The following is a 23,994-nucleotide window of genomic DNA, read 5'->3' as shown; positions in this document are numbered from 1 at the left end:
TACTCCTGTCGCGTGTAGAGCGTGCAGCACCGATGCGTTCCGGCTTCGAATTCAATCGCCATCTGTCTGTAGCCCCATCAACATGCGCCCCCTCCAGATCGATTTGAAGGGGGTATACGTAGCACAAAGCCGTGAACGGAGCGACAGATCCGACACAATTGATGACATTCATTCGCGCGGCGGCCTGCCACGCGGCACCACGCACGGCAGTGCATGCGTCAAAGCAACAGAAAGATAGTGAGCGTATTTGTAGTAGGCCAAGGGGACCAAGCGCCCAACCGGCTGCCAGGTCCGCTCTTAAAAGCCCCGCACGCCTTGCGCTGTGGGGCTTTTTGTTGCCGATCCGCCTTCCGCGCGGGATCAGAGCGATCCCTACACTTCACGCGAACCACCCGTTCGACAACCCCGGAAAATCAGGCGCTCCCGTAAATCTCAGATCGCTATAATCTGCGAGCCGACTTCGAAACGTTTCCGAGGACCGACATGGATCAAGCGCTTGAATGCGTTACCGCGTTGAATTTTTGTGAGCAGGCCTATCTCGCCGCAAATCCGGACGTCGCTGAGGCTGTCAGGCTCGGCGCATTACGATCGGGAAGATCGCATTTCGAAGTTTTCGGAAGCGCCGAAAGTCATCGCAGGCAAGATGCACTGGTGGCGGCCCAATCCAGGCAGGAACGAAGAAAAAAAATAGCGTCTGTTCTTCGCACTGATATGCCATTTAGTGACGACGGAAAATTTTTCGATTTTTTGTCGCCCGATCTGCGCTCCCAGTTCGACATTTACGACTCGGAACTGGCCGGAAGCAATCTGTACGATCAGGATGCACTGAGTATGATCGAGCGCCATCCGTCGGGGATCATTCTGGATTGTGGGGCCGGCAGCCGTCCCGCGATCTACGAAAACGTGATCAATTTCGACATCACCAACTATCCATCCACCGATGTGCGAGGTGTCGGCGAAGTTCTGCCATTCAAAGATGCATCGTTCGATGGCCTTCTGTCGTTGAATGTCCTCGAACATGTGAAGGACCCATTCACTGCCGCCAAAGAGATTCTTCGCGTGTTGAAGCCAGGAGGCGATCTGGTCGTGGTGGTTCCGCTCACTCAACCTACTCACGGCTACCCGCATCACTACTACAACATGACAGCCGAGGGGATTCTCAACCTCTTCGGATCTGCGATCAATGTCGAACGTGTGTACGTACCGGAATCGACAACGGCCATCTGGTCGATTTACTGGATCATAAGCGAATGGGCCGATGGTCTCGACGAGAATGCGCTGAAGGAATTCAAGGCGCTCACGGTCGAAGAAATTCTGCAAGGACCGCCGACGTTGCTGGATCGATCGTTTGTGAAGCAGCTAAGCGCAAAAAAGAATCTCGACATTGCGAGTTCGACGACGGTGATCGCGAAACGTGTTTGAGACGACGCCAGTCCAACGGCTCCATTATTTTTGCATCGGCCGACGGACACTTTGCTCGTATATCGAAGGATCGACGACGTTCATCTGATCCTTTGGGCGTTCACCAAAAACTCGCTCGAAGTCCTCGGGACCCAGAATGTCAGCAGCGTCGTGGAGAAAAGACGAATAGGCCTGGTTCAGCTCCGAGGCGGACGGAACATCGCTGCCCTGCGGGGCATGTTGCAAACGCTCGACCTGCACCATAAATGCGCGTCGATGATTCATCAACGACTTGATTTTCGCATCCGCGTCGGGACCCTTCAAAGTCGCCTGAAGATGCTCCTGAAAATCGTCGACATCGGATTCCTGATGTCCTGGCTTCATCGCGTCACTCCCGCTTGGTGTCGAGCACTGAATCTTCTTGCTCGCCCATGCAGCATGCTGCTTGCCGTATGTTCCGAAGATCGCGATGCTCAACCAGTAGCCCCTGGACATGCGGACGGTAGCTGGAGCCGCTCCACCGCTGCCGGTCGCCCAAAGAATCTGGTTTGACAGCTGATGGCATACACCATCGCGACCATAGCTGAATATCGTTCCACGAGCGGCCGGATCGATGTTCGAGTCCACATCGGGCTTACATAGACAACTAGCATAGAGCAGATTTGCCGCGCCGGAAGCCAAAAAACCATCCGCACTGACCGGCGTCCCACCTCGGGCGTGGAAGCTGCCCCAGCTGTACCAATAGTGCTCGCCCGCGATCAGGACGTCCGCCAGCGCTGGGTAAATCTTCACGCGGCTGTCGTAGGTCGTCACCCATGTATGGTCGACCACGGAACCCTGGAAATACGCCGGAACGGACCATGCGAACAATGTAACGGCGCTCATTGCTTCACCTTTTCGTCCGGTCGCATCACAGCGCTGTCGCGCGATTCTCGCCCGATAAGCCGGTAAGAACTTTACTCACCTCAAAGGTTATACGCGCTCAGCGGTATTAATTTCAAGGACACGAAAAACCGTCGAAGCACGCTTACCGCTTCGCTCCGGCTACCGCGCTTCCCCACGACAACCCGGCGATCCAGCTGGCCACGGCCCGACTTGCCGGTCGCTCGACCCACCGATACGACCCGAGCGCCATCGCCGTCGACGCGACTACAACCGCCCCGCCAATCAGATCTCCCGGCAACCGATGTCGCGCATCGATCATCTGCATGAAGCCGACCACGACCGGCATCGCGAGCAGATGCGTCAGATACAGCGAATACGACGCATCGCCGATGCGCTCGAGCCATCGGTTCCACCGCACCTTGCTCTCGACCGACAATCCCGCCACCACGACCGCCAACGCCGGCAGGCCAAATACGAGAAACCGGTTCGCATCGGTCAACCTCGGCGCAAACACGCCCGCTGCGGCGACCACCACCAGCAATCCCGCCGCCGCGGCCACCGGCACCGTCCGCCCCGACGCATACCAGGCTCCGACGCAACACCCCAACACGAACTCCAGCACCAGCGGATTCGTGTAAAACGCGAACGCGACGCCCTCGCCGGGCAGCAGATGCAACGCGGACCTCAGGAGCAGGAACGCCCCTACCGCCAGCAGACGACGTCTCGTCACGCACATCGCCGCGGCAAACACGGCGTAAAACCACATCTCGTAGTTCAACGTCGAGCCGACGCCCAGCACGGGCGCGGCCATGCCGGTCCAGATCATCGACGGTAGAAACAGAAACGACGACAGCGCATGCCAGGCGCTCACGCGCGCATGACCGAACGCTTCGGGAACGCCCGGCACGAACGCGACGAGCGCGATAAACAACGCGGTGAGAATCCAGTAGAGCGGCACGACCCGCGCGATGCGGGCGCAAATGAACGAGCGCGCCGACTGGATTCCCGGGGGGCAAACCCTGAGTCGCCAGCGCCATCACGAAGCCGGAGATCACGAAGAAGACGTCGACGCCGATTTCGCCATAGCGCGAACACGCGCGGAAAAACATGGACTAGCCAGCCATGCGCGACAACGATGCCGTCGGTATGAAACGCGACGACGCCCAGCGCGGCGAGCGCGCGCAACGCCTGAATTGATCGATACTTCCTGAAACCTGTCATGCCCTTCGATCCGGCAAAGTGCGTAAGGGGGCATGGTAGTGCAGAGCGTCGCACGATGCCGCGTGGCCGGGCGCGTTCGATTCGCGCCCGCCCGGCCGAGCGGTCAAGCTCGCGAAACGCTCAGGCCATCAAGCCGGCCGCTGCGGAATATTCAGGCCGCGCACCACCGCCGGACGCTCGACGAACGCCGCCAGCACGCGCCGCACGTTCGGGAAGTTCTGAATCCCGACCAGTTCTCCCGCCTCATAGAAGCCGACCAGATTGCGCACCCACGGGAAGATCGCGATATCGGCGATCGAATACTGATCGCCCATCACCCAAGTGCGTCCTTCCAGGCGCTGCTCCAGCACGCCGAGCAGCCGCTTCGATTCGGCGATGTAGCGATCGCGCGGACGCTTGTCCTCGTATTCCCTGCCGGCGAATTTGTGGAAGAAGCCGACCTGGCCGAACATCGGACCGATGCCGCCCATCTGGAACATCACCCACTGGATCGTCTCGTAGCGCCCGGCGGCGTCCCGCGGGATCAGCCGGCCGCTTTTGTCGGCGAGATAAATCAGGATCGCGCCCGATTCGAACAGCGGCAGCGGTTTGCCGTCGGGACCGTTCGGATCGAGGATCGCCGGAATCTTGTTGTTCGGGTTCAACGACAGAAACGCCGGCGTCATCTGATCGTTGGTATCGAAGCGCACCAGATGTGGCTCGTACGGCAAGCCGGTTTCCTCGAGCATGATCGAGATTTTTACGCCATTGGGCGTCGGCAGCGAATAGAGCTGAATCCGGTCCGGATGCTCGGCCGGCCATTTCTTCGTGATCGCGAAAGCGGATAAATCGGTCATGGGTTCGGGTCGCCCTATGGGACAGAAATTGCAAGACCGCCCAATATAAACCGACTCGCCACAACGCGTGCGAGGCCGCGTGAAGACCCTACAAACGCTGCGGCAACAGCGCCGTTCGCGATCGGCGGTTCACCACAAGTCCTTCGTCGCCGTACCCGCGCGCACGTTGAAGCCCTCACGCCACAGCGCCGCGCCGACCGTCAGCAGCAGCGTCCTTTCGGTGCTGTCGAGCAGTTCCCACGCGGCCGCGAGCCACGTCGCGAAGTTCGCGCAGGTCGCTTCGAGATCGGGCGGCGCCTTGCCTTCCAAATACTGCCGTTCGAACATCGAAAGTATCTTTTCGGGTGTCATTGGCGCGACCTCCTGATGGGATTGCGCCAAGTCTAAAGGGCTCGCAGCGCGTGCGGAATGCCGATCATCGCGATCACGGGTTACTCCCAGGCCGGCCGCCGCGCCAACGTCAGCCGTGACCCAACTGGTGAAATCGGACGCGTCGTGTCCGACCTGCGCCATACAAAAAACAAAGGCGCCGCGACGATCGCGACGCCTCCGCCGTTACGGCAACCTGCACCGAACGGGTTCTCAGTGACGACCGCGCTTTGCATCGTCCTTGGCGTGTTCCTTCGCATCGCCATAGGCCTTCTGCACCTTGCCGGCGCCCTGCTGCAGGTTGCCCTTGAGTTCCTTCGCAGGGTCGTTCGTGGCCTTGCCGACGGCCTCGTTGACCTTGCCCTTGACCTGCTCGCCAACGCCCTTCACTTGATCCTTGTTCATGCTCGGCTCCCATATGCGTAGTCGACGGAAATGCCGGCGCGGTATTCCGCCGGTGTGTGGGAAGCAGCAACGGCTGTTCCCGGGAGCTGCTCCGCGCGCCGGGCCGCGGCACCGACGAACGCCGACGCGCGATCGGGCAAATTTTTTATCAAAAGGCCTAAAGTCTCGCCGCGCACCGCCGTAAATGCGCTCAGGGAGGAGTCATGGACCGCACGGAGACTACGATTTCGGGATCATCGCAAGCTGCGTTGATCGACCACGACATCGCGCACATCGCGCGGGTGATGCACGTATCGCTGCGCGGCGATTTCGGCGGTCCGATCCTGCCAGCCACCTATTGGCGCAAACGACTGACCGCGCTGGTCGACAGCGGCCAGCTTTCTACCGCCCAATTGGACAAAGTCGACAGCCTGCTGCTGCAACTCGATCGGCTGGCCTCGACGCCGCTGCCCGAATGGGAACGCTTCGCGCCCGCGCCGACCTCGCGATTCGAGCCGGCTGACCCGGTGAAGAAGGTGAAGTCGGCCTGACCGCATCCGCCCCGCCCGCTGCACCCGCACGCGTGGCGCCAAGCCGGCCCGCGGCTCGTCTTGCGCGCCGCAAAAAGGCGGCCGGGCACGAGGTCGCGGCCGCCACCACGCGTCGCAACGCCGCAAACCAGCGTCACGGGACAAGCGTATATCCGCATTCGTGACAGGCATGTTTCGCCGCAGACAAACGCAGCGGCGCGACGTATCGCGAAAAATTCCTGATCAATCGGCGCCGACAATAGGGAAAGGGGACGACCTTAGGTCATAATGTCCGCAAAAATTCCCAGCAAGGACGCCACGTGACCCTCGCCGCCCCGTTCGACCTGCTCAAGCAGGCGCGCGCCCGTTTCACCCAACGCGAAATCGCAGCCCATGTCGGCAAGGACATCAAGACGGTGCGTCGCTGGGAAAAAGGTGAAACGCCTTGTCCCGCGATGCTGGAACCCGCGTTGCGCGATCTGCTGCGGCAAGGCGCGCGTGAGGCGCAACACGCGGGCGACGCGGCGCGCTTCCGCTTCATCGATCTGTTCGCGGGTATCGGCGGCATTCGCATGGGCTTCGAGGCGCACGGCGGCGAATGCGTGTTCACCAGCGAGTGGAACGAGTTCTCGACGCGGACTTATCGCGAGAACCACGGCGACAACTCCGCGAGCGGCGGCGCGCACGCGCTGATCGGCGACATCGTCACGTTTCCCGCCGAGGACGTGCCGAGCCACGACGTGCTGCTCGGCGGCTTTCCGTGCCAGCCGTTTTCGATCGCCGGCGTCAGCAAGAAAAACGCGCTTGGCCGGCCGCACGGCTTCGAATGCACGACCCAGGGCACGCTGTTTTTCGACGTCGCGCGCATCATCGCCGCGAAGCGCCCCGCCGCGTTCCTGCTCGAAAACGTAAAGAACCTGCTGTCGCACGACAAGGGCCGCACCTTCGACGTGATCCTGCAAACGCTGCGCGACGAACTCGGCTACGAGGTGCACTACCGCGTGATCGATGGCCAGCATTTCACGCCTCAGCATCGCGAGCGCATCATCGTGGTGGGCTTTCGCGGCAAGACCAGGTTCACATGGGACGACCTGCGCCTGCCCGAACAGGGTCCGCGGCTCGGCGCGATCCTGCATCGCACGGACGGCACGGAACCGGTGCTGCCGTGGGACCACGACCGCTTCTTCGACCACAGCGCCCGCCGCGTGCAGCCGAAGTACACGCTCACCCCGAAGCTGTGGGCGTATCTGCAAAACTACGCGGCCAAGCATCGTGCGGCGGGCAACGGCTTCGGTTTCGGCATGGCCTATCCGGACAGCGTGACGCGCACGCTGTCGGCGCGCTATCACAAGGACGGCTCCGAAATTCTCGTCTATCAGGGCGAGGCGCTGCGCCCGCGTCGCCTGACGCCGCGCGAATGCGCGCGACTGATGGGCTTTCCCGACACCTTCAGGATTCCGGTCAGCGATACGCAGGCCTACCGGCAGTTCGGCAATAGCGTCGTGATGCCGGTGATGCGCGAAGTGGCGCGTATCATGCTGCCGCATGTGCAAACCCTGCTTGCCCACCCGACCCGCGATGCGTCGAAACACTCCCTGCCGCTCTACGCGTGAGCGGCCGCGCGACCCGTTGGCCCGCTGACGATGGTCGATATCGTCGATAGCGCGACGCGCAGCCGGATGATGTCCGGCATTCGCGGCCGCAATACCAAGCCGGAGATTCTGATCCGCAGCCTGCTGCATCGGCGGGGCCTGCGCTTCCGGCTCGACGCGCGCGATCTGCCCGGCCGCCCCGACATCGTGCTGCCGCGCTATCGCGCGGTGGTGCTGGTGCACGGCTGCTTTTGGCATGGCCACGACTGTCATCTGTTCAAATGGCCGCAGACGCGGCCCGACTTCTGGCGCGACAAGATCGGCCGCAATCGCAGCAACGACGACAAGGTGCGCGCCGCGCTGCTCGCGAGCGGCTGGCGCGTCGCGGTCGTGTGGGAATGCGCTTTGCGGGGCGCGAATCGCGATATCGCGGGCGTGATCGAGCGGCTCGTCGCGTGGATCAGAAGCGACGCGCCGGAGTTGGAGGAACGCAGCTGAAAACCGCGCGCGACCTGCCCGGCTCGCGCAAGTCTCGCGGCCGCTGGTGCTACACTCGAAAGGCTCACCCGGCGCGCTTTCGAGATGCCTTCGAGGCACGCTTCGGCGGCGTTTTCCGGGTGCTTTCCGGCGCTTTCGCGGCACGTCCTCACGCGCTTCGGCATGCCACGAGATGCGCCTCGCCCGCCGCGACATCGCGAACTCCGACGATCCCAGAACCAATCAACAAGGGAGGCACATCATGGCTGACTTCCGTCTCTGGTCCGACGATTTTCCCACCAACGGCTTCATGCCGAGAGCCCACGAGTACAACGACAAGGCGTTCGGCGGCGACGGCGAAAACATCTCGCCGTCGCTGCAATGGGAAGCGCCGCCCGCGGACACGCAAAGCTTCGCGCTCACCGTTCACGATCCCGACGCGCCGACCGGCAGCGGCTTCTGGCATTGGGTCGTCGTGAACATTCCGGCCGACGCGCGCTCGCTGCCGCGCAACGCCGGCAAGGCCGACGGCTCGCTGCTGCCGCAGGGCGCGATGCAGGTGCGCAACGACTATGGGACGGTCGGCTTCGGCGGCGCCGCGCCGCCGCGCGGCGATCGCACGCATCGCTATATCTTCCGGCTGCATGCGCTGAAGGTGCCGCATCTGCCGGTCAGCGCGGAAACCACCAACGCGGTCGCGCGCTTCATGACGCACCTGAACGAAATCGATTCGACGACACACACGGGCCTTTACGAACTCAAATAACGCACGCGCGGCGCCGGCGCCCGGTAACGCCGGCGCCGCGCCGACCGATACGCCCGCAGCGGCCAGCGCGTGAGCCGCGCACAGGCGCGCCAACATCTCCGGCAAATCAAACAATCGATGCACGCACCCTCCCCGCGCACGGACGGCTCGACGCCCTCCACTTCCCGCTTCGAAGGCAAGGAACTGGGCCTACCGGTCCCACAACGCTACTGGGCGATGCTCGTCATCGCGCTCTCGCTGACGCTCGCGGTGCTCGACAGCGCGATCGCCAACGTCGCGCTGCCGACGATTGCGCGCAACCTCAATGCGAGCGCCGCCGCGTCGATCTGGGTCGTCAACGCGTATCAGCTCGCGATCACGATCTCGCTGCTGCCGCTGGCGTCGCTCGGCGACCGCATCGGCTACCGGCGCATTTATCTGTCGGGCCTGATCCTGTTCACGGTCGCGTCGTTCGGTTGCGCGCTGTCGAACTCGCTGGCGATGCTCGCGCTCGCGCGAGTGGTTCAGGGCTTCGGCGCGGCCGGCATCATGAGCGTGAACACCGCGATCGTGCGCATGATCTATCCGCCCTACCCAGCTCGGGCGCGGCGTCTCGATCAACGCGATGGTGGTGGCGGTGTCGTCGGCGGTCGGGCCGACGGTCGCCTCGGGCGTGCTCGCGATCGCGACCTGGCCGTGGCTGTTCGCGATCAACGTGCCGATCGGAATCGCGGCGATCGTCGGCGGCTTCAAGGCGCTGCCGATGAACCCCGGCCACGAATCCCCGTATGACTATCTGAGCGCGGTGATGAACGCGTTCGTGTTCGGCCTGCTGATTTTCGCGGTCGATGGCCTCGGCCACGGCGAGCATTTCGGCTACGTGACGCTCGAGGCGCTCGGAGCGCTGGTCATCGGCTACTTCTTCGTGCGTCGCCAGCTGACGCGGCCCGCCCCGCTGCTGCCGATCGACCTGCTGCGTATTCCGGTGTTCGCGCTGTCGGTCGGCACGTCGGTCTGCTCGTTCTGCGCGCAGATGCTCGCGTTCGTGTCGCTGCCGTTCCTGCTGCAGGAAACGCTCGGCATGTCGCAGGTCGAAACGGGTCTTTTGATGACGCCGTGGCCCGCGATCATCATCATCGCGGCGCCCATTGCCGGCGTGCTGTCGGACAGGATATCGGCCGGCTGGCTCGGCGGCGTCGGGCTCGCCGCGATGACGGTCGGCCTGCTGCTGCTCGCGACGCTCGGGCCTCACCCGGACGCGCTGCAGATTTCGTGGCGCATGGCGCTGTGCGGCGCGGGCTTCGGCATCTTCCAGTCGCCGAACAATCGCACGATGCTGTCGTCCGCGCCGCGCGAACGCAGCGGCGGCGCGAGCGGCATGCTCGGCACCGCGCGCCTGACCGGGCAAACGCTCGGCGCGGCGCTGGTCGCGCTGATCTTCGGCGTCGCGCCGCAGAGCGGGACGATCATCGCGCTGTATGTGGCCGCGGGGTTCTCGGCGGTCGCGGCGGTCGTCAGCACGATGCGGGTCATGCAGAAGGCGGCGCAGCCGGCATGAAGGCTGTGGCCGTTATGCGCGCAAGACATGCACGATAAAAGGCGCGCATCGCACGAGGCGATGCACGCCTTTTTGCTTTGATCTTCCCTGTCACTCCATGCACGACGTGAGCGGCACACGCGCGGCCCGCCCGCGCGGGCCGCGCCTGTCGGCTCAGGGCAATGCCGTCACGTCAGCGAGCTTTACCGCTTTGGCCGTCACCGAAGACGCGGTCGCGACGTGGCGCAGATCATCGAGCAACGTATCGCGCCACACCGACAGGTTGCTCTCGCGCATCGGCTCCATCATGTCCGCATGACGCGCCTGACGTTCGGCGAGCGGCATCGCTAATGCGCGCTCGAGCGCTTCGGCCATCTGCGACAGATCGAACGGATTGACGACGAGCGCGCCCGGCAGCTGCTCGGCCGCGCCCGCGAATTGCGACAGCACGAGCACGCCCGGATCGGCCGGATCCTGCGACGCGACGTACTCCTTGGCCACCAGATTCATGCCGTCGCGCAGCGGCGTCACATAGCCGACCTGCGACTGGCGGAAGAGCGCCATCAGCAGATTGCGCTCGTACTTGCGGTTCAGATACTGGATCGGCGTCCAGTCAAGCTGCGCGAACCGGCCGTTGATGCGGCCCGCCTCGCCTTCGAGCGTTTGCCGGATGCGCTGATAGGTCTGCACGTCGGCGCGGGTCGGCGGCGCGATCTGCACGAGCGACACGCGGCCATGCCAGCCGGGCGCGTTCTGCAACAGCCGCTCGAATGCCTGGAAGCGCTCGACCAGCCCCTTCGAATAATCGAGCCGGTCGACGCTCATGATCAGCTTGCGCCCGCGCATGCCGTCGCGCAGGCTGCGCACCGCCTTGCGGTCGGTGAACTGCTCGGCGGCCTTCGCGATCGCGTCGGGATAGATGCCGATCGGGTACGCGCCGACCTTCAGGAAGCGGTTGTACGCGTGCACCATGCCGTCTTCGCTCGACGTGCCATGGTGACCGCGCTCGATATAGTCGACGAACGACTGGCGATCCGCCTCGGTCTGAAAGCCGATCACGTCGTAGCTGCACATCGCCTTGACGATCTCCTCGTGAGGCGGGATCGTGCGCAACACTTCGGGCACCGGAAACGGAATGTGCAGGAAGAAGCCGATCGGGTTCTTCACGCCGAGCTCACGCAGGCAGCGCGCGAACGGCAGCAGATGGTAGTCGTGCACCCAGATGATGTCGCTGGGCTTGAGCAGTTCCTTGAGCTGCTTCGCGAGCGTCGCGTTGACGCGCTGGTAGCCCGCGTAGTCCTCGCGGTCGTAGCGGGACAGGTCGTTGCGATAGTGGAAGGTCGGCCACAACGTGGTGTTCGAAAAACCGCGGTAGTACTCGTCGTAATCGCGCTTGGTGAGGCCCACAGTCGCGTAGGTGACGTTGCCCTGCTTCTCGATCACGGGCGCGGATGGCTCGCTGACCGTTTCGCCGCTCCAGCCGAACCAGACGCCGCCGGTCTCCTTCAGTGCGTCCAGCACGCCGATCGCGAGCCCGCCCGCTGCCGGACGCGCTTCCTGAATCGGTGCGACACGATTCGATACCACGATCAATCTGCTCATTAGTGCTCCATTGTTTCGTTGTATGCGGAATTGCGCCAAAACGGTGCACGCAATCATCGTGCCGACATATGAGATATCGAAAATAAAGTTGTATGAAGATGTGACAAACGAGCGAATCCCCGCCATCATCACGGATGGCGAAGAAAATTTTTCTGTTAAATCCGACGAATGCGGAGGTCTTTCTTACCGGTATCCCGATCGCCGGGATACCCCGCCCGGGTGCTACGCTGCCTCAGGCATCCTGCTCCGAGCCCAGATCGCGCTGGTATTCGAGGCCTTCCTGACGCACCCCGCCCTGGTTGTGCTCGCCGTCCGGCGGCGTATGCGGGGCGATCCGATTCTGCGCGGCCGGGTCCGGCGACACCACCGGCTCAGTCTCGACCTCGGCCGGCCGTGGCCCGCGCTTGGGGTGCCGCGCGGAACGTCGCAATGCGGGGTGTCTCATGATCGTGCCTTCGGGGGAAGCCTGCCGCTTGTCGCGGCATCCCTACAGTCTAGGGGGCGAAACCGTAAATTGCCGGTAAAACATGCGCCGGCTTTGTAACAAGTACAGCAATGCTCTGCACCGACCCAGGGCATGGCGCCTTGCAGTGCGGGATGTGGTTCCATCGAGTGCGCGACAGGGCGCCGACATCGACCGTCGTATCAACATTGCCGTGGCCGCGACGGACGGTCCGGACGGTCGGCGGCCTGAGGCGTTTGCGTTGGCTGCGGCGGCGGATCGCCGATCGGCGGCGTGACCGGTTCGACGGGTTCGATCGGATCGGGTGTCGGGCCGGGAATCGTGTCGGGTTCGGCCGGGTCCGGCGGCGCGATGGGAGGTGCCGTGGGCGGCTCGACCGGTTCGGGCCGATGAGCGTGCAACGGCCTGGACGGCGCGGAAACGGCAGCGTAATGCGACAGGTGCGGCGGCAGGTGCGGCATGTCGGTGACCTCGTTTTGCGTTCCACCGGAGCGCAGCAAGGCTTGTGCCGTTCGGGTGCCCACCCGGAAGCCCGGGCGGGCGGATACTGGGGACGCGGATGACGTGCGAACGAGCGCGGATCAGGCGTCCGCGCCGCCGAGTGCGCGTGATTCGTCGGTGGGATCGCCGTCGTCGCGCGCATCGTTGCCGTACTCGACGAGCCGGTTGTACAGCGTCTTCAGGCTGATGCCGAGAATTTCCGCGGCGCGCGTCTTCACGCCGCCGCATTGCTCGAGCGTCGCAAGAATCAGCTGACGGTCGGCTTCCGCGAGCGAGGTGCCGAACGGGATCGTGATCGCGGTGCCGGCCGCGGGCTTCGACAGCGTGATTTGCAACGGCACCGTCGCCGTGCTATCCGAATTCCCGCTCGACATGATGTGCGCGCGCTGCACGTAGTTCTTCAGCTCGCGCACATTGCCCGGCCACGGATACGACAGCAGCATGTCCTTCACCGCGACAGGGAAATGCTTCTTCGTGCCGTGACGCTCGTTGAGCTCATCGAGGAACGATTGCGCGAGCAGCTCGACGTCCTTGCCGCGATCGCGCAGCGGCGGCAGGCTGATCGGAAACACGTTCAGCCGGTGGTACAGATCGAGCCGCAGCTTGCCTTCGAGCACCGCCTGCTCGGGATCGCGATTGGTGGCCGCGATCAGACGCACGTCGGTTTCGATTTCCTTGGTCGTGCCGACGCGCATGAACATGCCGGTCTCGAGCACGCGCAGCAGCTTTACCTGCAGCTCGATCGGCATCTCGGTGATTTCGTCGAGGAACAGCGTGCCGCCGTTCGCGCGCTCGAAATAGCCCTTGTGCTGCCGGTCCGCGCCGGTGAACGAACCGCGCTCGTGGCCGAACATTTCCGATTCGATCAGATTCGGCGAAATCGCGCCGCAGTTGACCGCGAGGAACGCGTGCTTGCGGCGCAGGCTCAGCTCGTGCAGCGTCTGCGCGGCAACTTCCTTGCCGGTGCCCGATTCGCCGACGAGCATCACCGAGGCCGCAGTCGGCGCGACGCGGCTGATCTGGTCGTAGACCTCCTGCATCGCCGGCGAATTGCCGAGCATCAGACCGAAGCGGCCCATGCGGCGCAACTCGCCGCGCAGCGTGCCGATTTCCGCCTTCAGGTCGCCGGCGCGCGGCAGGCGCGACAGGATCGACTTCACGCGCTGCATGTTGATCGGCTTCACGAGGTAGTCGGCCGCGCCCATTTTCAGTGCGCTGACCGCCGACTCGACCGTCGCGTGGCCGGTGATCACGATCACTTCGACGCCGGAGCGCGGATCGAGATCTTCGAACAGATCGACCCCGCTGCCGTCGGGCAGCTTCAGGTCGGTGAAAACGACGTCCGGTATCTGCCGGATCAGTTGAATACGCGCTTCGCGCAGATCGCCCGCCGTGGCGGTGGTCAGCCCGTCTTCCCCGATGACGGCGGAAAGTGCCTCGCGGGTACCTGCGTCGTCATCGACAATGAGTACATGTGGCATCGCGTTTCGAAAGCCTGCAAGCGTGGGTCAGAAAATATGCGGAACATGCCAATGGGCATGCCGCTGGGTCGGGTCGGCTGCATGACGCGGACTCGACTGCCTCCCGTTCCGCCGACCATTTGATGAAAAATTGCAACAATAACGGCCAAATTAGCGCCAACTTCGGCGTCATTGTTGTCTATTTACCTATTATACGGCTTTATAAGATTCATTTAACAATCCCGTTCCAGGCGCCGGCCGCAGGCCATTGCATTCGAGCGAACCGCGTCAGCCCCGCGGAAACGGCCATGCGCGCTGTTCGCCGTTGACCTGGCCCGAGCCGTTGGCGCTGTGCGAGGCGGGCGCCAGCTCGGTCGACAAAGTCGCCGGCGCCGCCACCGCGCCGCCCTCGTTTTCCCAGCGGCTCAGCTCGCGCGCCGGTGAGACCTGGCCCGTACGCTTGTGTTGCACATAGCGAACCGCCAGGAAGCCGCCGATTGCCATCAATGCGCCAAAAAAACCAATTGTGGGTCGTGTCATCATGAACTCCTTGGATCGTGATGCGGATGAATGCAGCCGTGCCAAGCGCGCGCCGCGCCTTCCGGCGAGCCGATGCGAGCGCCGCCCGCTGCGCCGCGTCTAACGCGCGACCAGCACGCCGAGCAGAAAACCGGTGCCCGCCGCGAGCGCAAGCGAGCGCCACGGGTTATGGCGCACATAGTGCTCGGTGATGACCGCCGCCCCGCGATACCGGCGATGCACGTTGCGTTGCGCATCGCCGAGCGCCGATTGCAGCGTTTCCACGTGCGTGCCGAGCCGGTCGCGCAAGGCATCGACGCCTTCGCCCGGCACGTTGGCGGCGAGCCGCAGCATTTCTTCCGAGTCCCGCAGCAGCACCCGAAGATCCTCGACGATCTTCTGTCCGCCGAGTGCAAGTTGTTGTGTGGTGTCAGTCATCGTTCACTCCTCGTCTGATTCGGCGTTCGTGCGTTGCCGCGGAATCGGTGCGTCGACGGTGCAACAGTTCGGGCTTCGGGCGCACGATGCGGCCTGCCGGTTTGCGCTGGCCGGCGGCGCTGCGACGTAGCCGTCAAACCTCGCACGACTCGATCAAACGGTCAATGATGCAATGCATGTGCCCGGTATATTTACCGCTCCAGCGCGCTGATAAAGCCAATTTCGCGCACTTTCGACCGATTGCGCGCACGGCTATTTCAGCGGCTGCCAGTTCGATTGCCGGAATCAGTGTCGAAGTGGTTAAATCGTCTTTTATGAGATAGCGGCTGTACGGTCTATCGCATTCAAGGCCTGCGCGCCGCAACACGAACTCCATTTTGCACAGGACTTCCCTTTTTATGGCGTCAATCGATCTGGACTCGCCCACCGTGTCCGCCGGTGGCAATGCTTCGCCACAAGCGAAGCAGCGCGTCGCGGACGCCGTCGCGGGACTGAAATCGTACGGGCTGCTGTACGGCTCGTCGCCGGTAATGCTCGATCTGTACGAACAGATCGAACGCGTCGCCGATACCGACGCGACCGCGCTGATCATCGGCGAATCGGGCACCGGCAAGGAGCTGATCGCCCGCACCATCCACGAGCGCAGCGGCCGCAAGGACGGCGCGTTCGTCGCCGTGAACTGCGGCGCGATTCCCGATGAGCTGATCGAAGCCGAACTGTTCGGCCACGAAAAAGGCAGCTTCACCGGCGCGGTCCAGGGCCGCGTCGGCTACTTCGAACATGCGAATGGCGGCACGCTGTTTCTGGACGAAATCACCGAAATGGCGCCGGTGCGCCAGGTCAAGCTGCTGCGCGCGCTCGAAACCGGCACGTTCTATCGCGTCGGCGGCAACGAGTTGATCAGCGGCAACGTACGCGTGATCGCCGCGACCAATCGCGACCCCGCGGTAGCCGTCAAGGAAAACGGCTTGCGCGAGGATCTGATGTACCGGCTCGCGGTATTTCCGCTGCGCGCGCCGCCGCTGCGCGAGCGCGAAAACGATCGCGAACTGCTCGCGCAACACTTCCTCGCGCAATTGAATCAGCAGGAAGGCACCAACAAGAGCTTCAGCAAACGCTCGATCGAAACGCTGCGTTCATGGTCGTGGCCGGGCAACGTGCGCGAGTTGAAGAACGCCGTATATCGCGCGTTCATTCTCGCGGAAAAGACGGTCGAATTGCCGCATCCGCATCTTGCGTCGCGAGTCAAGAAAGCGGTCACGCAAGGCGACGCGATGAGCGTGTGGATCGGCACGCCGCTCGCCGACGCGCAGAAGCAGATCATTCTCGGCACCCTCAAGTACTGCGGCGGCGACAAGCGACGCGCTGCCAAAGCGCTCGGCGTGAGCCTCAAAACGCTGTACAACCGGCTGAGCGCATACGGCGACGAAAGCGGGGAAGACGAAGCCGAGCAATAGGCACTGCAACGCGGGCCGTTCGCCGATCGCGCCGGCCCGCAGCGCAGCTCGCCGTGATCGTTTCGCCGCACGTTTCTCAGCACCGAATTCACCTCCCCCTGGGAATAACTCCGACGGCAAATTTGCCCTCATTTCTCAAAATACTTTGCACAACTAGGTAAATCTTCTCCCCCATGCAACAGAAAACATCGCACCGCACGATGTTTTGCAATTTCTTGCATTTTTTCGCTGCCAATTACAAAACGCATCCTGCACAATGCGGCAGCGTATTAAACGACGTGCCCTTCGCTTACACGCGCAACACGTGATCGAAGGCACCTGTACGGCAGGGACGGGAGAAATGCAAAAGAAAATGGTGTGGGCTGGCAACGCGAAGTCCGTTGCCGCAGGCAAACGCCCTCACGCAACGGCGCTGATCGCGGTGGCGCTGGTGGTTTCGTCGGCGTTGAGCGGCTGTAGTTCGTTGTACTCGGAAGGCGCAGTCGCGGGCGCCGGTGTCGCGGGTGCCGCGGTCGCCGGCAAGGTCACCAGCAATGCGGCGGTCGCGACCGGCATCGGTCTTGGCGCGGTCGCCGCCGCCCGCGCCGGCGTGCAGTACTCGGAGCGCGTAGTCCACACGAATACGCAGAACAGCATCGCGCAGGCGGCCGGTCCGCTCGAAGTCGGCGCTGTCGCCCCTTGGAGCATCACCCACTCCTTCCCGATCGAAGACGACGAGCACGGCCGCGTGACCGTCAGCCGTCTGATCAGCACCGGCGCGCTCGACTGCAAGGAAATCGTCTTTTCTGTCGATCAGAACCCAACGCGCGACAAACCCGCGAGCAGCGCGTTTTATATCGCATCGGTCTGCCGCGATGGTCAGAACTGGCGTTGGGCATCGGCCGAGCCCGCCACCGAGCGCTGGGGTGCGCTGCAATGACGGCGTGCTCGCTTAGCGTTCCGATGCGTGGTCGGCTGCGTCTGTTCGCGGCCGGCGCGCTATGCGTCGGCGCGGGTCTGCTCGCGAGCGGCTGCTCGTCGATCGGCGCGGCAAGCGGCGCGGCGGCGGGTGTCGCGTCGGGTATCGTGACCAGCAATCCGGCCGTCGCGCTCGGCGTCGGCATCGCCGTGCAGGCCGCCACCGACGAAGCCGTCGCGCGCTACATGCGCAGCATGCACAAGGACCAGCAGGATCTGATGGCGGCGCTCGTCGGCACGATGCCGGTCGGCGAAACGAAACCGTGGTCGGTCAAGCATACGTTGCCGATCGAGAACGGCCACGGCCAGGTGCGCGTGACCCGCGCGTTCGGCTCGGCGCTGGCGCTGTGCAAGGAATTCGTGTTCTCGGTGCAAGACGGCGACGGACCGAACGCACCCGAGATGTGGTTCACCGCGAGCGCGTGTCAGCAGGACGAGGGCTGGAAATGGGCGACGGCCGAACCAGCGGTCGCACGCTGGGGTAATCTGCAATAAAAAAAGCGGCGAGGTTTTCCTCGCCGCTTTTTTGTCTGAACCGCAATCTCTCGCGCGCAAAGGCCGGCTTAAGACTCGACGTCTTCCAGACTGAAGATTTCGGTCTGATCGTTATACGAAAAGATCTCGCCGTAACGGCCCCAGTTGATGACCGCGTCGAGCGTCTCTTCCGCCGCGCTGTCCGACAGGAAGTCCTCGAGCTCCTGCTCGAAACGCACGCGCGGCGCGCGATGTCCCGGCCGCTCGTTCAACACCTTCTTGATCCGCGCCGCGAGCGGCACGTGCCGCAGCAGATGCTCGGCGAACATCATCTTCCGTTCCTGCGTGCCGAACTCGGAGAACACGCGCGCCGGCGGCGTCAGGAAAATGTCGCCCTCGCGCACGTCGGCGAAACCGAGGTGCTGCAGCACTTCGGCGATCGGGAACAGATCGTCGACCTCCAGATGCAGCGAGCGCGCGATTTCCGGCATGTCCGCGCGGCCGTGATACGGCGCGGCGGCGAGCGTTTCGATCAGACCGGCCATCAGGTTGGTCGACACGTGCGGCAGCCAGCTACCGAGCTCCAGCCCCTTCCTGGTCTTTTCGTCGGTCTGACGCGCGGTCATCTTCGCGTAGATCTCGTCGACGAGGCGGCGGAATGCCGGGTCCAGACGGTTGCGCGGATGCTTGAACGGCACCTTGATCTCGGCGATCACGCGGCCCGGGTTCGACGACAGCACCAGAATGCGGTCGCACATGAACACCGCTTCCTCGATGTTGTGCGTCACGATCAGCACCGCCTTGATCGGCATGCGCCCCTGCGTCCAGAGATCGAGCAGGTCGGTACGCAGCGTTTCGGCGGTCAGCACGTCGAGCGCGGAGAACGGCTCGTCCATCAGCAGCAGCGTCGGATCGACGACGAGCGCGCGCGCAAAGCCGACGCGCTGGCGCATGCCGCCCGACAACTCGCGCGGATACGCGTTTTCGAAGCCGTCGAGGCCGATCAGGTCGATCGCGGCGAGCGCGCGCGTGCGCCGCTCCGACGCACCGACGCCTTGCGCCTCGAGACCCGCTTCCACGTTCTGCAGCACGGTCAGCCACGGAAACAGCGCGAAGGTCTGGAACACCATCGCGACACCCTTGGCAGGGCCTGCGAGTGGCTTGCCCATGTACGTGACTTCGCCGTCGGTCGGCTCGATCAGACCGGCGATGATGCGCAACAGCGTTGACTTGCCCGAGCCCGAACGGCCAAGCAGACCGACGATCTCGCCCTCGCGCAGCGACAGATTCGCGTCGTCGAGGACGAGCAGTTCGCCCTGCGTCTTGTTGAAGCCGCGGCACACGTCCTTCACGCGCAGGATTTCCTCGCCGAGGCGCGGGGGCTTCGGCGGCGTCTGGATCGACGCGGCGGTCATAGCAGCTTTAGGATTTTGCATCGCGTTAAGCCTTCATATCTCAATCTAGACGGAGCTTGCCTTCGGCGTAGGCGTACATCGGACGCCACAGCAGACGGTTGAACAGGGTCACGAACAGGGACATCACAGCGATGCCCACGATGATCTTCGGATAGTCGCCCGCCGCGGTAGTCTGCGCGATATAGGCGCCGAGGCCATGCGCGGCGACCTTGGTATCGCCCCACTGCACGAACTCGGCAACGATGCTTGCGTTCCACGCGCCGCCCGACGCGGTGATCGCGCCGGTCACGTAGTACGGAAAAATACCCGGCAGCATCGCCTGACGCCACCACTGCCAGCCGCGAATGTGGAAATTCTTGGCCGCCTCGCGGTAGTCGTTCGGATACGAGCTTGCACCTGCAATCACGTTGAACAGGATATACCACTGCGTGCCGAGCACGATCAGCGGCGACAGCCAGATGTCCGGATTCAGGTGAAAGCGCACGATGACGATCACGAACACCGGGAACAGCAAATTCGCCGGGAACGCCGCGAGGAACTGCGCGAGTGGCTGCATCTTTTCCGCGAGCGCGGGGCGCAGGCCAATCAGCACGCCGACGGGCACCCAGATCACGGAAGCGATCGCGATCAGCACGACCACGCGCAGGAGCGTGATCAGGCCCAGCACGAACACGTGGCCGATCTCGTCGAGCGTCACGCCGGTACGCACATACAGGAACACGCGGTACACCACATACACCGTGGCGAGCAGCACGATCGCCGCCCAGATGATGTCGCCGAGCTTCGAGTTCTTCTCGCGCTGCGGGATGTGAAAGCGCGGCGCGCTAAACGCCGGCAGTTGGAAGCGCACCCGAGCCGCGCGCGCGAACATCCAGCCGAGCGGCACGAGCAACCGGTGAATCAGCCGCGTGCGGCGAATCAGGTCGAGCAGCCACGATTCCGGCGCATCGCCCGAACTCGTGAACTCCATGCGGAACTTGTCGGCCCACGCGACGAGCGGACGGAACAGCAACTGGTCATAGGCGAGAATCACGACCGTCATCGCGAGGATGACCCAGCCGATCGCGTGCAGGTTCTTGTCGCTGATCGCCTGCGCCAGGTAGGCGCCGATGCCCGGCAGCGTAACCGTATGATTGCCGACCGTGATCGCTTCGGAAGCCACGACGAAGAACCAGCCGCCCGACATTGACATCATCATGTTCCAGATCAGGCCGGGCATCGAGAACGGCACTTCGAGTTTCCAGAAGCGCTGCCATGAAGTCAGATGAAAGCCGCGCGAGACTTCGTCGAGATCGCGCGGCACCGTGCGCAGCGACTGATAGAAGCTGAACGTCATGTTCCACGCCTGGCTCGTGAAGATCGCGAAGATCGCGGCGAGTTCGGCGCCGAGCACGCGGCCCGGGAACATCGCGAGGAAGAACGTCACCGTGAACGAGATGTAGCCGAGCACCGGCACCGACTGCAGGATGTCCAGGATCGGCACCAGCACGAGACCGGCGCGGCGGCTCTTGGCGGCCAGCGTCCCGTAGACCAGCGTGAAGATCAGCGACGCGACCATCGCCGCGAGCATGCGCAGCGTGGTGCGCATCGCGTACTCGGGCAGGTTGGCCGGATCGAGCGAGATCGCCTGCGTCTTTAGCGTCGACATCGGCGCGAGCGTCTCGTGAAAGCCGATCGACGCCATCGCGATCAGGCAGATGATCAGCGGAAACGCGACGAAGTCCCAGCGGTTGGGCAACACCCGCCATGCCGACGCATTGGCGGTGCGCTTCAGGTCGAAGCTGAAATCCATCAGATGCCCTCCCTCTTCAAACAGGCATTCGAACGCTCGAAGGAGGCCGAGGCTGCTCCGCGGCGGTCTATGGGTCGGTCCGGAAAGCGGAAATCAGGCATGGCAAGACGCGCGTGCGTGGTAAATCGTTAGCGTTGGAGACACATGGGCCGGCAATGGACAGGTTCGTGAACGCGTCGCCCACGACCACAGCCATCACGCCGAACTCCTGTCGCCGCGGGCGCCGCCCGAGGGCTCGCGGGCTTTCCTCGTTTTGGACGGCACGACACTACACCATCCTATGTTTCAGGCACAACCTTTCGCCGCAAATTGCGATACGGCCTCGCGAGGCCGTGGCGTAAGTCTTCAGCAAGCGTCGGCACGCGTCGCCGCGCCGCACTGTACCCTGCTGCCGCGTACTTCGGCCTGACACGTGGCGAGGCCGTTTCGCGGCGTGGCGCGCAAGCCACATCGGCGCATCGCCCCGGCCATCGTGGCTCGATCGCTTCATTGGCCCGCACAGCTATCAAGAAAGCGGCGCGGCTGCCGTTAAGAACCTGATCGGCGCGGCATATGCAGGCGGCATCCCAGCAATAACGGTGGCATCGTGCCCCGCGACGGTTAAAATCGGGAAACGACGTACCTGTTTATCAGCGGATCATCCCGGGCATGGCGACGGCGCAGCGCAGGTCGCTCGCGACGGGACGAATCCGCAGCTGATGCAGATAACGACACAGCGTTGAGAGCGCGCTGCCCACGAACGAGCAAGTTGCATGTCACAGCCAGACGGATCAGAGGGTCGATGAACAGGACAACCTTGCGCCAGGTAGCCGGCCCGGTCAGCTTCGTGCTGATCGTACTCGTCTGCTGGTTCGTGGCTGGCATGGTCGCGGACCGGATGGTACAGCAAGAGCTGGACGCGGCGTTGCACACGCAGCGGCAAATGTCCACGTCGATCGTCGACAACATGGCTGAAGTGATTGCCAGCGACCTCGCGATGTCCCGCGCCATCCCCGCAACCATGGCCGAAATGGACGTGGTCCAGCGTGCCCTCGTGCAATCGCAGAATTATGCCGTGAACAGCGAGGCGGCGGAACCCGCCTTGCGAGCCACCTTGCTCAAGGATCCGAAGATGGCTGGGGTCAGCAGGTTCCTGCACGAAGCGCAGGGCTTCTCCGGGCTCGATCAGGTCTGGATCGTCAACGCGAACGGCATTTGCGTCGCGTCGAGCGGCACGATGTCGAACCCCGAGGGTGCGCAGCAATCGTTCGTCGGCGTGGACATGCGCGCGCGCGGCTATCTGACCAACGCGCTGCTCGGCGCATTCTCCGAAGCCTACGGCGTGGGTCGCGCGAGCGGCGAGCCGGGCATCTTCATCGCCGCGCCGGTGTACGCGGACGGGCTGCTGGTCGGCGCGGTGGTCGCGAAGGTCGGCATCGCGCGGTTGCGCCACTGGGTCGCGCACGCGGGCACCTTCGTGTCCGACGACAACGGCGTCATCATCATGGCGCACAACAGCGCGCTCGAAGGCCACGCGTTGCCGAACTCGCGCGTCACACTGATGAGCCCCGCCGAGCGGCGCATCATCTACCGCCGGGAGACGTTCCCCGACATGCTGATCCGCGAAGACACGCAAGTGCGTGAGCAGGCGCCGTGGGTGCCGGCGTCGGTCGCCGCGCAGCTGTTCGGCATGATCGAACGGCCGGCCCCGGCGCTCTATCAGAACCGCGGCGGCCTGAACTCGGGGCTCTCCGCGCACCTGGTCGATCCGCTCGCCGCGTGGCCGGAGCTGCTGCGCAACCACAAGCGCGACCACCTGCTGGTGTTCCTGACGCTGGCCGGCACCGTCGCGCTCGCGTGGGTGATCACCGTGTCCTACGTGCGCGAGCGGCGCCACCATCGCGCGACACGCGATCTCGCCGAGCAGTTGCAGTCGGCCAATACGCTGCTGTCGGCGGAGGCGCGGCACGATGCGTTGACCGGCGCGCTGTCGCGGCGCTATTTCCTCGACCTGCTACGCCACGAGATCGATCGCGCGCACGCGGGGCGCGAGCCGCTGTGCATGGCGATCGCCGATCTCGACCACTTCAAGCAGATCAACGACCGCTTCGGCCACGCCGCCGGCGACCGCGCGCTCGAACATTTCGTCGATACGTGTCGCGCCGAGCTGCGTGGCTCCGACGCGGTCGGCCGGCTCGGCGGCGAAGAGTTCGGCCTGCTGCTGCCGGCCACCGATCTGACGGGCGGGCGCGAGGTCGTCGAGCGTCTGCGGCTGCGGTTGAAAGCGGTGCCCTCGCCGAAGCTGCCGGCCTCGGCGGGGCTGAGCGTGAGCATCGGCATCACCGAACTGTCGCCCGACGATCTGCCCGAGCGTCTCATGAGCCGCGCCGATACCGCGCTGTACGCGGCGAAGACCGGCGGGCGCGACCGCACCGAAGCACTGCCGCCCGACGATACGGCGCCGCCTACGCGCACGGCGGTGAATGCCTGGTGAATGCCTGACGCTCGCCGAAAGATTCAACGCGCGACGGTATCGCCCTCTCCGCTCAGCCGACCCACGCCGACACCCTGCCCCGCGCTGAAAACGACGCCGAGCCTCCCGCAACGAAGCAGGTATCATCAATCCTGATATCGGATCGTCACTACCGCACTAACGGGAGATTCGCATGAAGGGAAATCTGGTGATCGTCTGTCGCGATCACGACGCTGATGCATTCGACCATCTGCTCGCCGAATACGGCGCGTTCCAGACGCGTCTGTCGTCGACCGCGTGGTATCTGAAACTGGAGGTCGCGCCGGAACTGATTCAGGAGGAAATACTCGCGCGCCTCGGCAAATATACGACGCACTATATTTTCGAGGCGGAATCGGTGACGTGGAATACCGTCGATAGCGAAACGGCGAACGCGTTGAATACGCTGTTTTCGGACTGAGCTCTCGCCGCTCGCGATGCCGATGCC

Annotated in this window: 23 protein-coding genes and 1 pseudogene; 11 read left to right on the top strand and 13 right to left on the bottom strand. The window is 63.8% G+C overall.

Features of this window, described 5'->3' with window-relative positions:
* Window positions 1-483 precede the first annotated feature (483 nt).
* Complete coding sequence (locus OKW41_RS45470) at window positions 484-1,422, top strand: class I SAM-dependent methyltransferase (protein ID WP_429576433.1); 939 nt, start codon at window positions 484-486, stop codon at window positions 1,420-1,422.
* 24 nt (window positions 1,423-1,446) lie between these two features.
* On the opposite strand, the gene OKW41_RS45465 is transcribed toward OKW41_RS45470, so the two are convergent.
* The 5 genes from OKW41_RS45465 to OKW41_RS45445 all read right to left on the bottom strand — a co-directional run bounded on the left by OKW41_RS45465 (window position 1,447) and on the right by OKW41_RS45445 (window position 5,117).
* Window positions 1,447-2,286 carry a hypothetical protein gene (locus OKW41_RS45465; RefSeq protein ID WP_429576432.1) on the bottom strand — a complete coding sequence of 280 codons (840 nt, stop codon included), beginning with the start codon at window positions 2,284-2,286 and terminating at the stop codon, window positions 1,447-1,449.
* Window positions 2,287-2,428: 142 nt separating this feature from the next.
* Window positions 2,429-3,244, bottom strand: a complete 816-nt coding sequence (locus tag OKW41_RS45460) for an acyltransferase family protein (RefSeq protein ID WP_429576431.1) — start codon at window positions 3,242-3,244, stop codon at window positions 2,429-2,431.
* A 391-nt stretch (window positions 3,245-3,635) separates the two neighbouring features.
* Complete coding sequence (locus tag OKW41_RS45455) at window positions 3,636-4,343, bottom strand: glutathione binding-like protein (RefSeq protein ID WP_429452428.1); 708 nt, start codon at window positions 4,341-4,343, stop codon at window positions 3,636-3,638.
* A gap of 129 nt (window positions 4,344-4,472) precedes the next feature.
* Window positions 4,473-4,694 (bottom strand): hypothetical protein, encoded by a 222-nt coding sequence (locus OKW41_RS45450; RefSeq protein ID WP_429576430.1) that lies wholly within the window; start codon window positions 4,692-4,694, stop codon window positions 4,473-4,475.
* Between the two features lie 231 nt (window positions 4,695-4,925).
* Window positions 4,926-5,117 carry a CsbD family protein gene (locus OKW41_RS45445; protein ID WP_429452432.1) on the bottom strand — a complete coding sequence of 64 codons (192 nt, stop codon included), beginning with the start codon at window positions 5,115-5,117 and terminating at the stop codon, window positions 4,926-4,928.
* 203 nt (window positions 5,118-5,320) lie between these two features.
* On the opposite strand from OKW41_RS45445, the gene OKW41_RS45440 reads away from it, so the two are divergent.
* The 5 genes and pseudogenes from OKW41_RS45440 (at window position 5,321) to OKW41_RS45420 (ending at window position 9,998) form a co-directional block, all read left to right on the top strand.
* Entirely contained in the window at window positions 5,321-5,647 is a 327-nt protein-coding gene (locus OKW41_RS45440; RefSeq protein WP_429576429.1) for a hypothetical protein, read from the top strand.
* A gap of 299 nt (window positions 5,648-5,946) precedes the next feature.
* Complete coding sequence (dcm, locus tag OKW41_RS45435; protein WP_429576428.1) at window positions 5,947-7,239, top strand: DNA (cytosine-5-)-methyltransferase; 1,293 nt, start codon at window positions 5,947-5,949, stop codon at window positions 7,237-7,239.
* Window positions 7,240-7,269: 30 nt separating this feature from the next.
* Window positions 7,270-7,716, top strand: coding sequence for a very short patch repair endonuclease (locus OKW41_RS45430; RefSeq protein ID WP_429452438.1), 447 nt, complete (start codon window positions 7,270-7,272; stop codon window positions 7,714-7,716).
* A gap of 241 nt (window positions 7,717-7,957) precedes the next feature.
* The gene (locus OKW41_RS45425) at window positions 7,958-8,461 is read left to right on the top strand and encodes a YbhB/YbcL family Raf kinase inhibitor-like protein (RefSeq protein WP_018419796.1); all 504 of its coding nucleotides are present in this window, start codon (window positions 7,958-7,960) and stop codon (window positions 8,459-8,461) included.
* 117 nt (window positions 8,462-8,578) lie between these two features.
* Window positions 8,579-9,998, top strand: a pseudogene (locus OKW41_RS45420) (MFS transporter).
* 153 nt (window positions 9,999-10,151) lie between these two features.
* On the opposite strand, the gene otsA reads toward OKW41_RS45420, so the two are convergent.
* The 6 genes from otsA to OKW41_RS45390 form a co-directional block, all read right to left on the bottom strand.
* A complete protein-coding gene (gene otsA, locus OKW41_RS45415; RefSeq protein ID WP_429452444.1) occupies window positions 10,152-11,579 on the bottom strand; it encodes an alpha,alpha-trehalose-phosphate synthase (UDP-forming) in 1,428 nt (475 codons plus the stop codon).
* A 232-nt stretch (window positions 11,580-11,811) separates the two neighbouring features.
* The gene (locus tag OKW41_RS45410; RefSeq protein ID WP_090805626.1) at window positions 11,812-12,024 is read right to left on the bottom strand and encodes a hypothetical protein; all 213 of its coding nucleotides are present in this window, start codon (window positions 12,022-12,024) and stop codon (window positions 11,812-11,814) included.
* 200 nt (window positions 12,025-12,224) lie between these two features.
* A complete protein-coding gene (locus OKW41_RS45405) occupies window positions 12,225-12,503 on the bottom strand; it encodes a hypothetical protein (protein ID WP_429576427.1) in 279 nt (92 codons plus the stop codon).
* Between the two features lie 120 nt (window positions 12,504-12,623).
* The gene (locus OKW41_RS45400; protein WP_429576426.1) at window positions 12,624-14,024 is read right to left on the bottom strand and encodes a sigma-54-dependent transcriptional regulator; all 1,401 of its coding nucleotides are present in this window, start codon (window positions 14,022-14,024) and stop codon (window positions 12,624-12,626) included.
* Window positions 14,025-14,291: 267 nt separating this feature from the next.
* Window positions 14,292-14,543, bottom strand: a complete 252-nt coding sequence (locus tag OKW41_RS45395) for a hypothetical protein (protein ID WP_429452450.1) — start codon at window positions 14,541-14,543, stop codon at window positions 14,292-14,294.
* 99 nt (window positions 14,544-14,642) lie between these two features.
* Window positions 14,643-14,960 (bottom strand): DUF883 family protein, encoded by a 318-nt coding sequence (locus OKW41_RS45390; protein WP_429576425.1) that lies wholly within the window; start codon window positions 14,958-14,960, stop codon window positions 14,643-14,645.
* A 398-nt stretch (window positions 14,961-15,358) separates the two neighbouring features.
* On the opposite strand from OKW41_RS45390, the gene OKW41_RS45385 reads away from it, so the two are divergent.
* The 3 genes from OKW41_RS45385 to OKW41_RS45375 all read left to right on the top strand — a co-directional run bounded on the left by OKW41_RS45385 (window position 15,359) and on the right by OKW41_RS45375 (window position 17,869).
* Complete coding sequence (locus OKW41_RS45385; RefSeq protein WP_429452454.1) at window positions 15,359-16,417, top strand: sigma-54 interaction domain-containing protein; 1,059 nt, start codon at window positions 15,359-15,361, stop codon at window positions 16,415-16,417.
* A 340-nt stretch (window positions 16,418-16,757) separates the two neighbouring features.
* Window positions 16,758-17,336: a hypothetical protein gene (locus tag OKW41_RS45380; protein WP_429452456.1), complete on the top strand. Its 579-nt coding sequence runs from the start codon at window positions 16,758-16,760 to the stop codon at window positions 17,334-17,336.
* Window positions 17,333-17,869 (top strand): hypothetical protein, encoded by a 537-nt coding sequence (locus OKW41_RS45375; RefSeq protein ID WP_429576424.1) that lies wholly within the window; start codon window positions 17,333-17,335, stop codon window positions 17,867-17,869. Before OKW41_RS45380 ends, OKW41_RS45375 begins: the two co-directional genes overlap by 4 nt.
* A gap of 68 nt (window positions 17,870-17,937) precedes the next feature.
* Here the strand turns inward: OKW41_RS45375 and OKW41_RS45370 are convergent, their stop codons facing one another.
* Both OKW41_RS45370 and OKW41_RS45365 read right to left on the bottom strand, forming a co-directional pair.
* Window positions 17,938-19,284 carry an AAA-associated domain-containing protein gene (locus OKW41_RS45370; protein WP_429452460.1) on the bottom strand — a complete coding sequence of 449 codons (1,347 nt, stop codon included), beginning with the start codon at window positions 19,282-19,284 and terminating at the stop codon, window positions 17,938-17,940.
* Between the two features lie 19 nt (window positions 19,285-19,303).
* Entirely contained in the window at window positions 19,304-21,055 is a 1,752-nt protein-coding gene (locus tag OKW41_RS45365; RefSeq protein WP_429576423.1) for an ABC transporter permease, read from the bottom strand.
* 781 nt (window positions 21,056-21,836) lie between these two features.
* On the opposite strand from OKW41_RS45365, the gene OKW41_RS45360 reads away from it, so the two are divergent.
* Both OKW41_RS45360 and OKW41_RS45355 read left to right on the top strand, forming a co-directional pair.
* Window positions 21,837-23,528 (top strand): sensor domain-containing diguanylate cyclase, encoded by a 1,692-nt coding sequence (locus OKW41_RS45360; RefSeq protein WP_429576422.1) that lies wholly within the window; start codon window positions 21,837-21,839, stop codon window positions 23,526-23,528.
* A 172-nt stretch (window positions 23,529-23,700) separates the two neighbouring features.
* Window positions 23,701-23,967: a hypothetical protein gene (locus OKW41_RS45355; protein WP_018419782.1), complete on the top strand. Its 267-nt coding sequence runs from the start codon at window positions 23,701-23,703 to the stop codon at window positions 23,965-23,967.
* The last annotated feature ends 27 nt before the right edge of the window (window positions 23,968-23,994 follow it).

Origin of the sequence: Paraburkholderia sp. UCT70, from assembly GCF_050434085.1 — a bacterium.
GTDB classification, from domain to species: Bacteria; Pseudomonadota; Gammaproteobacteria; order Burkholderiales; family Burkholderiaceae; genus Paraburkholderia; species Paraburkholderia tuberum.
Note: the sequence above shows the minus strand (reverse complement) of the source record. Positions and strands in the feature narration are given on the sequence as shown.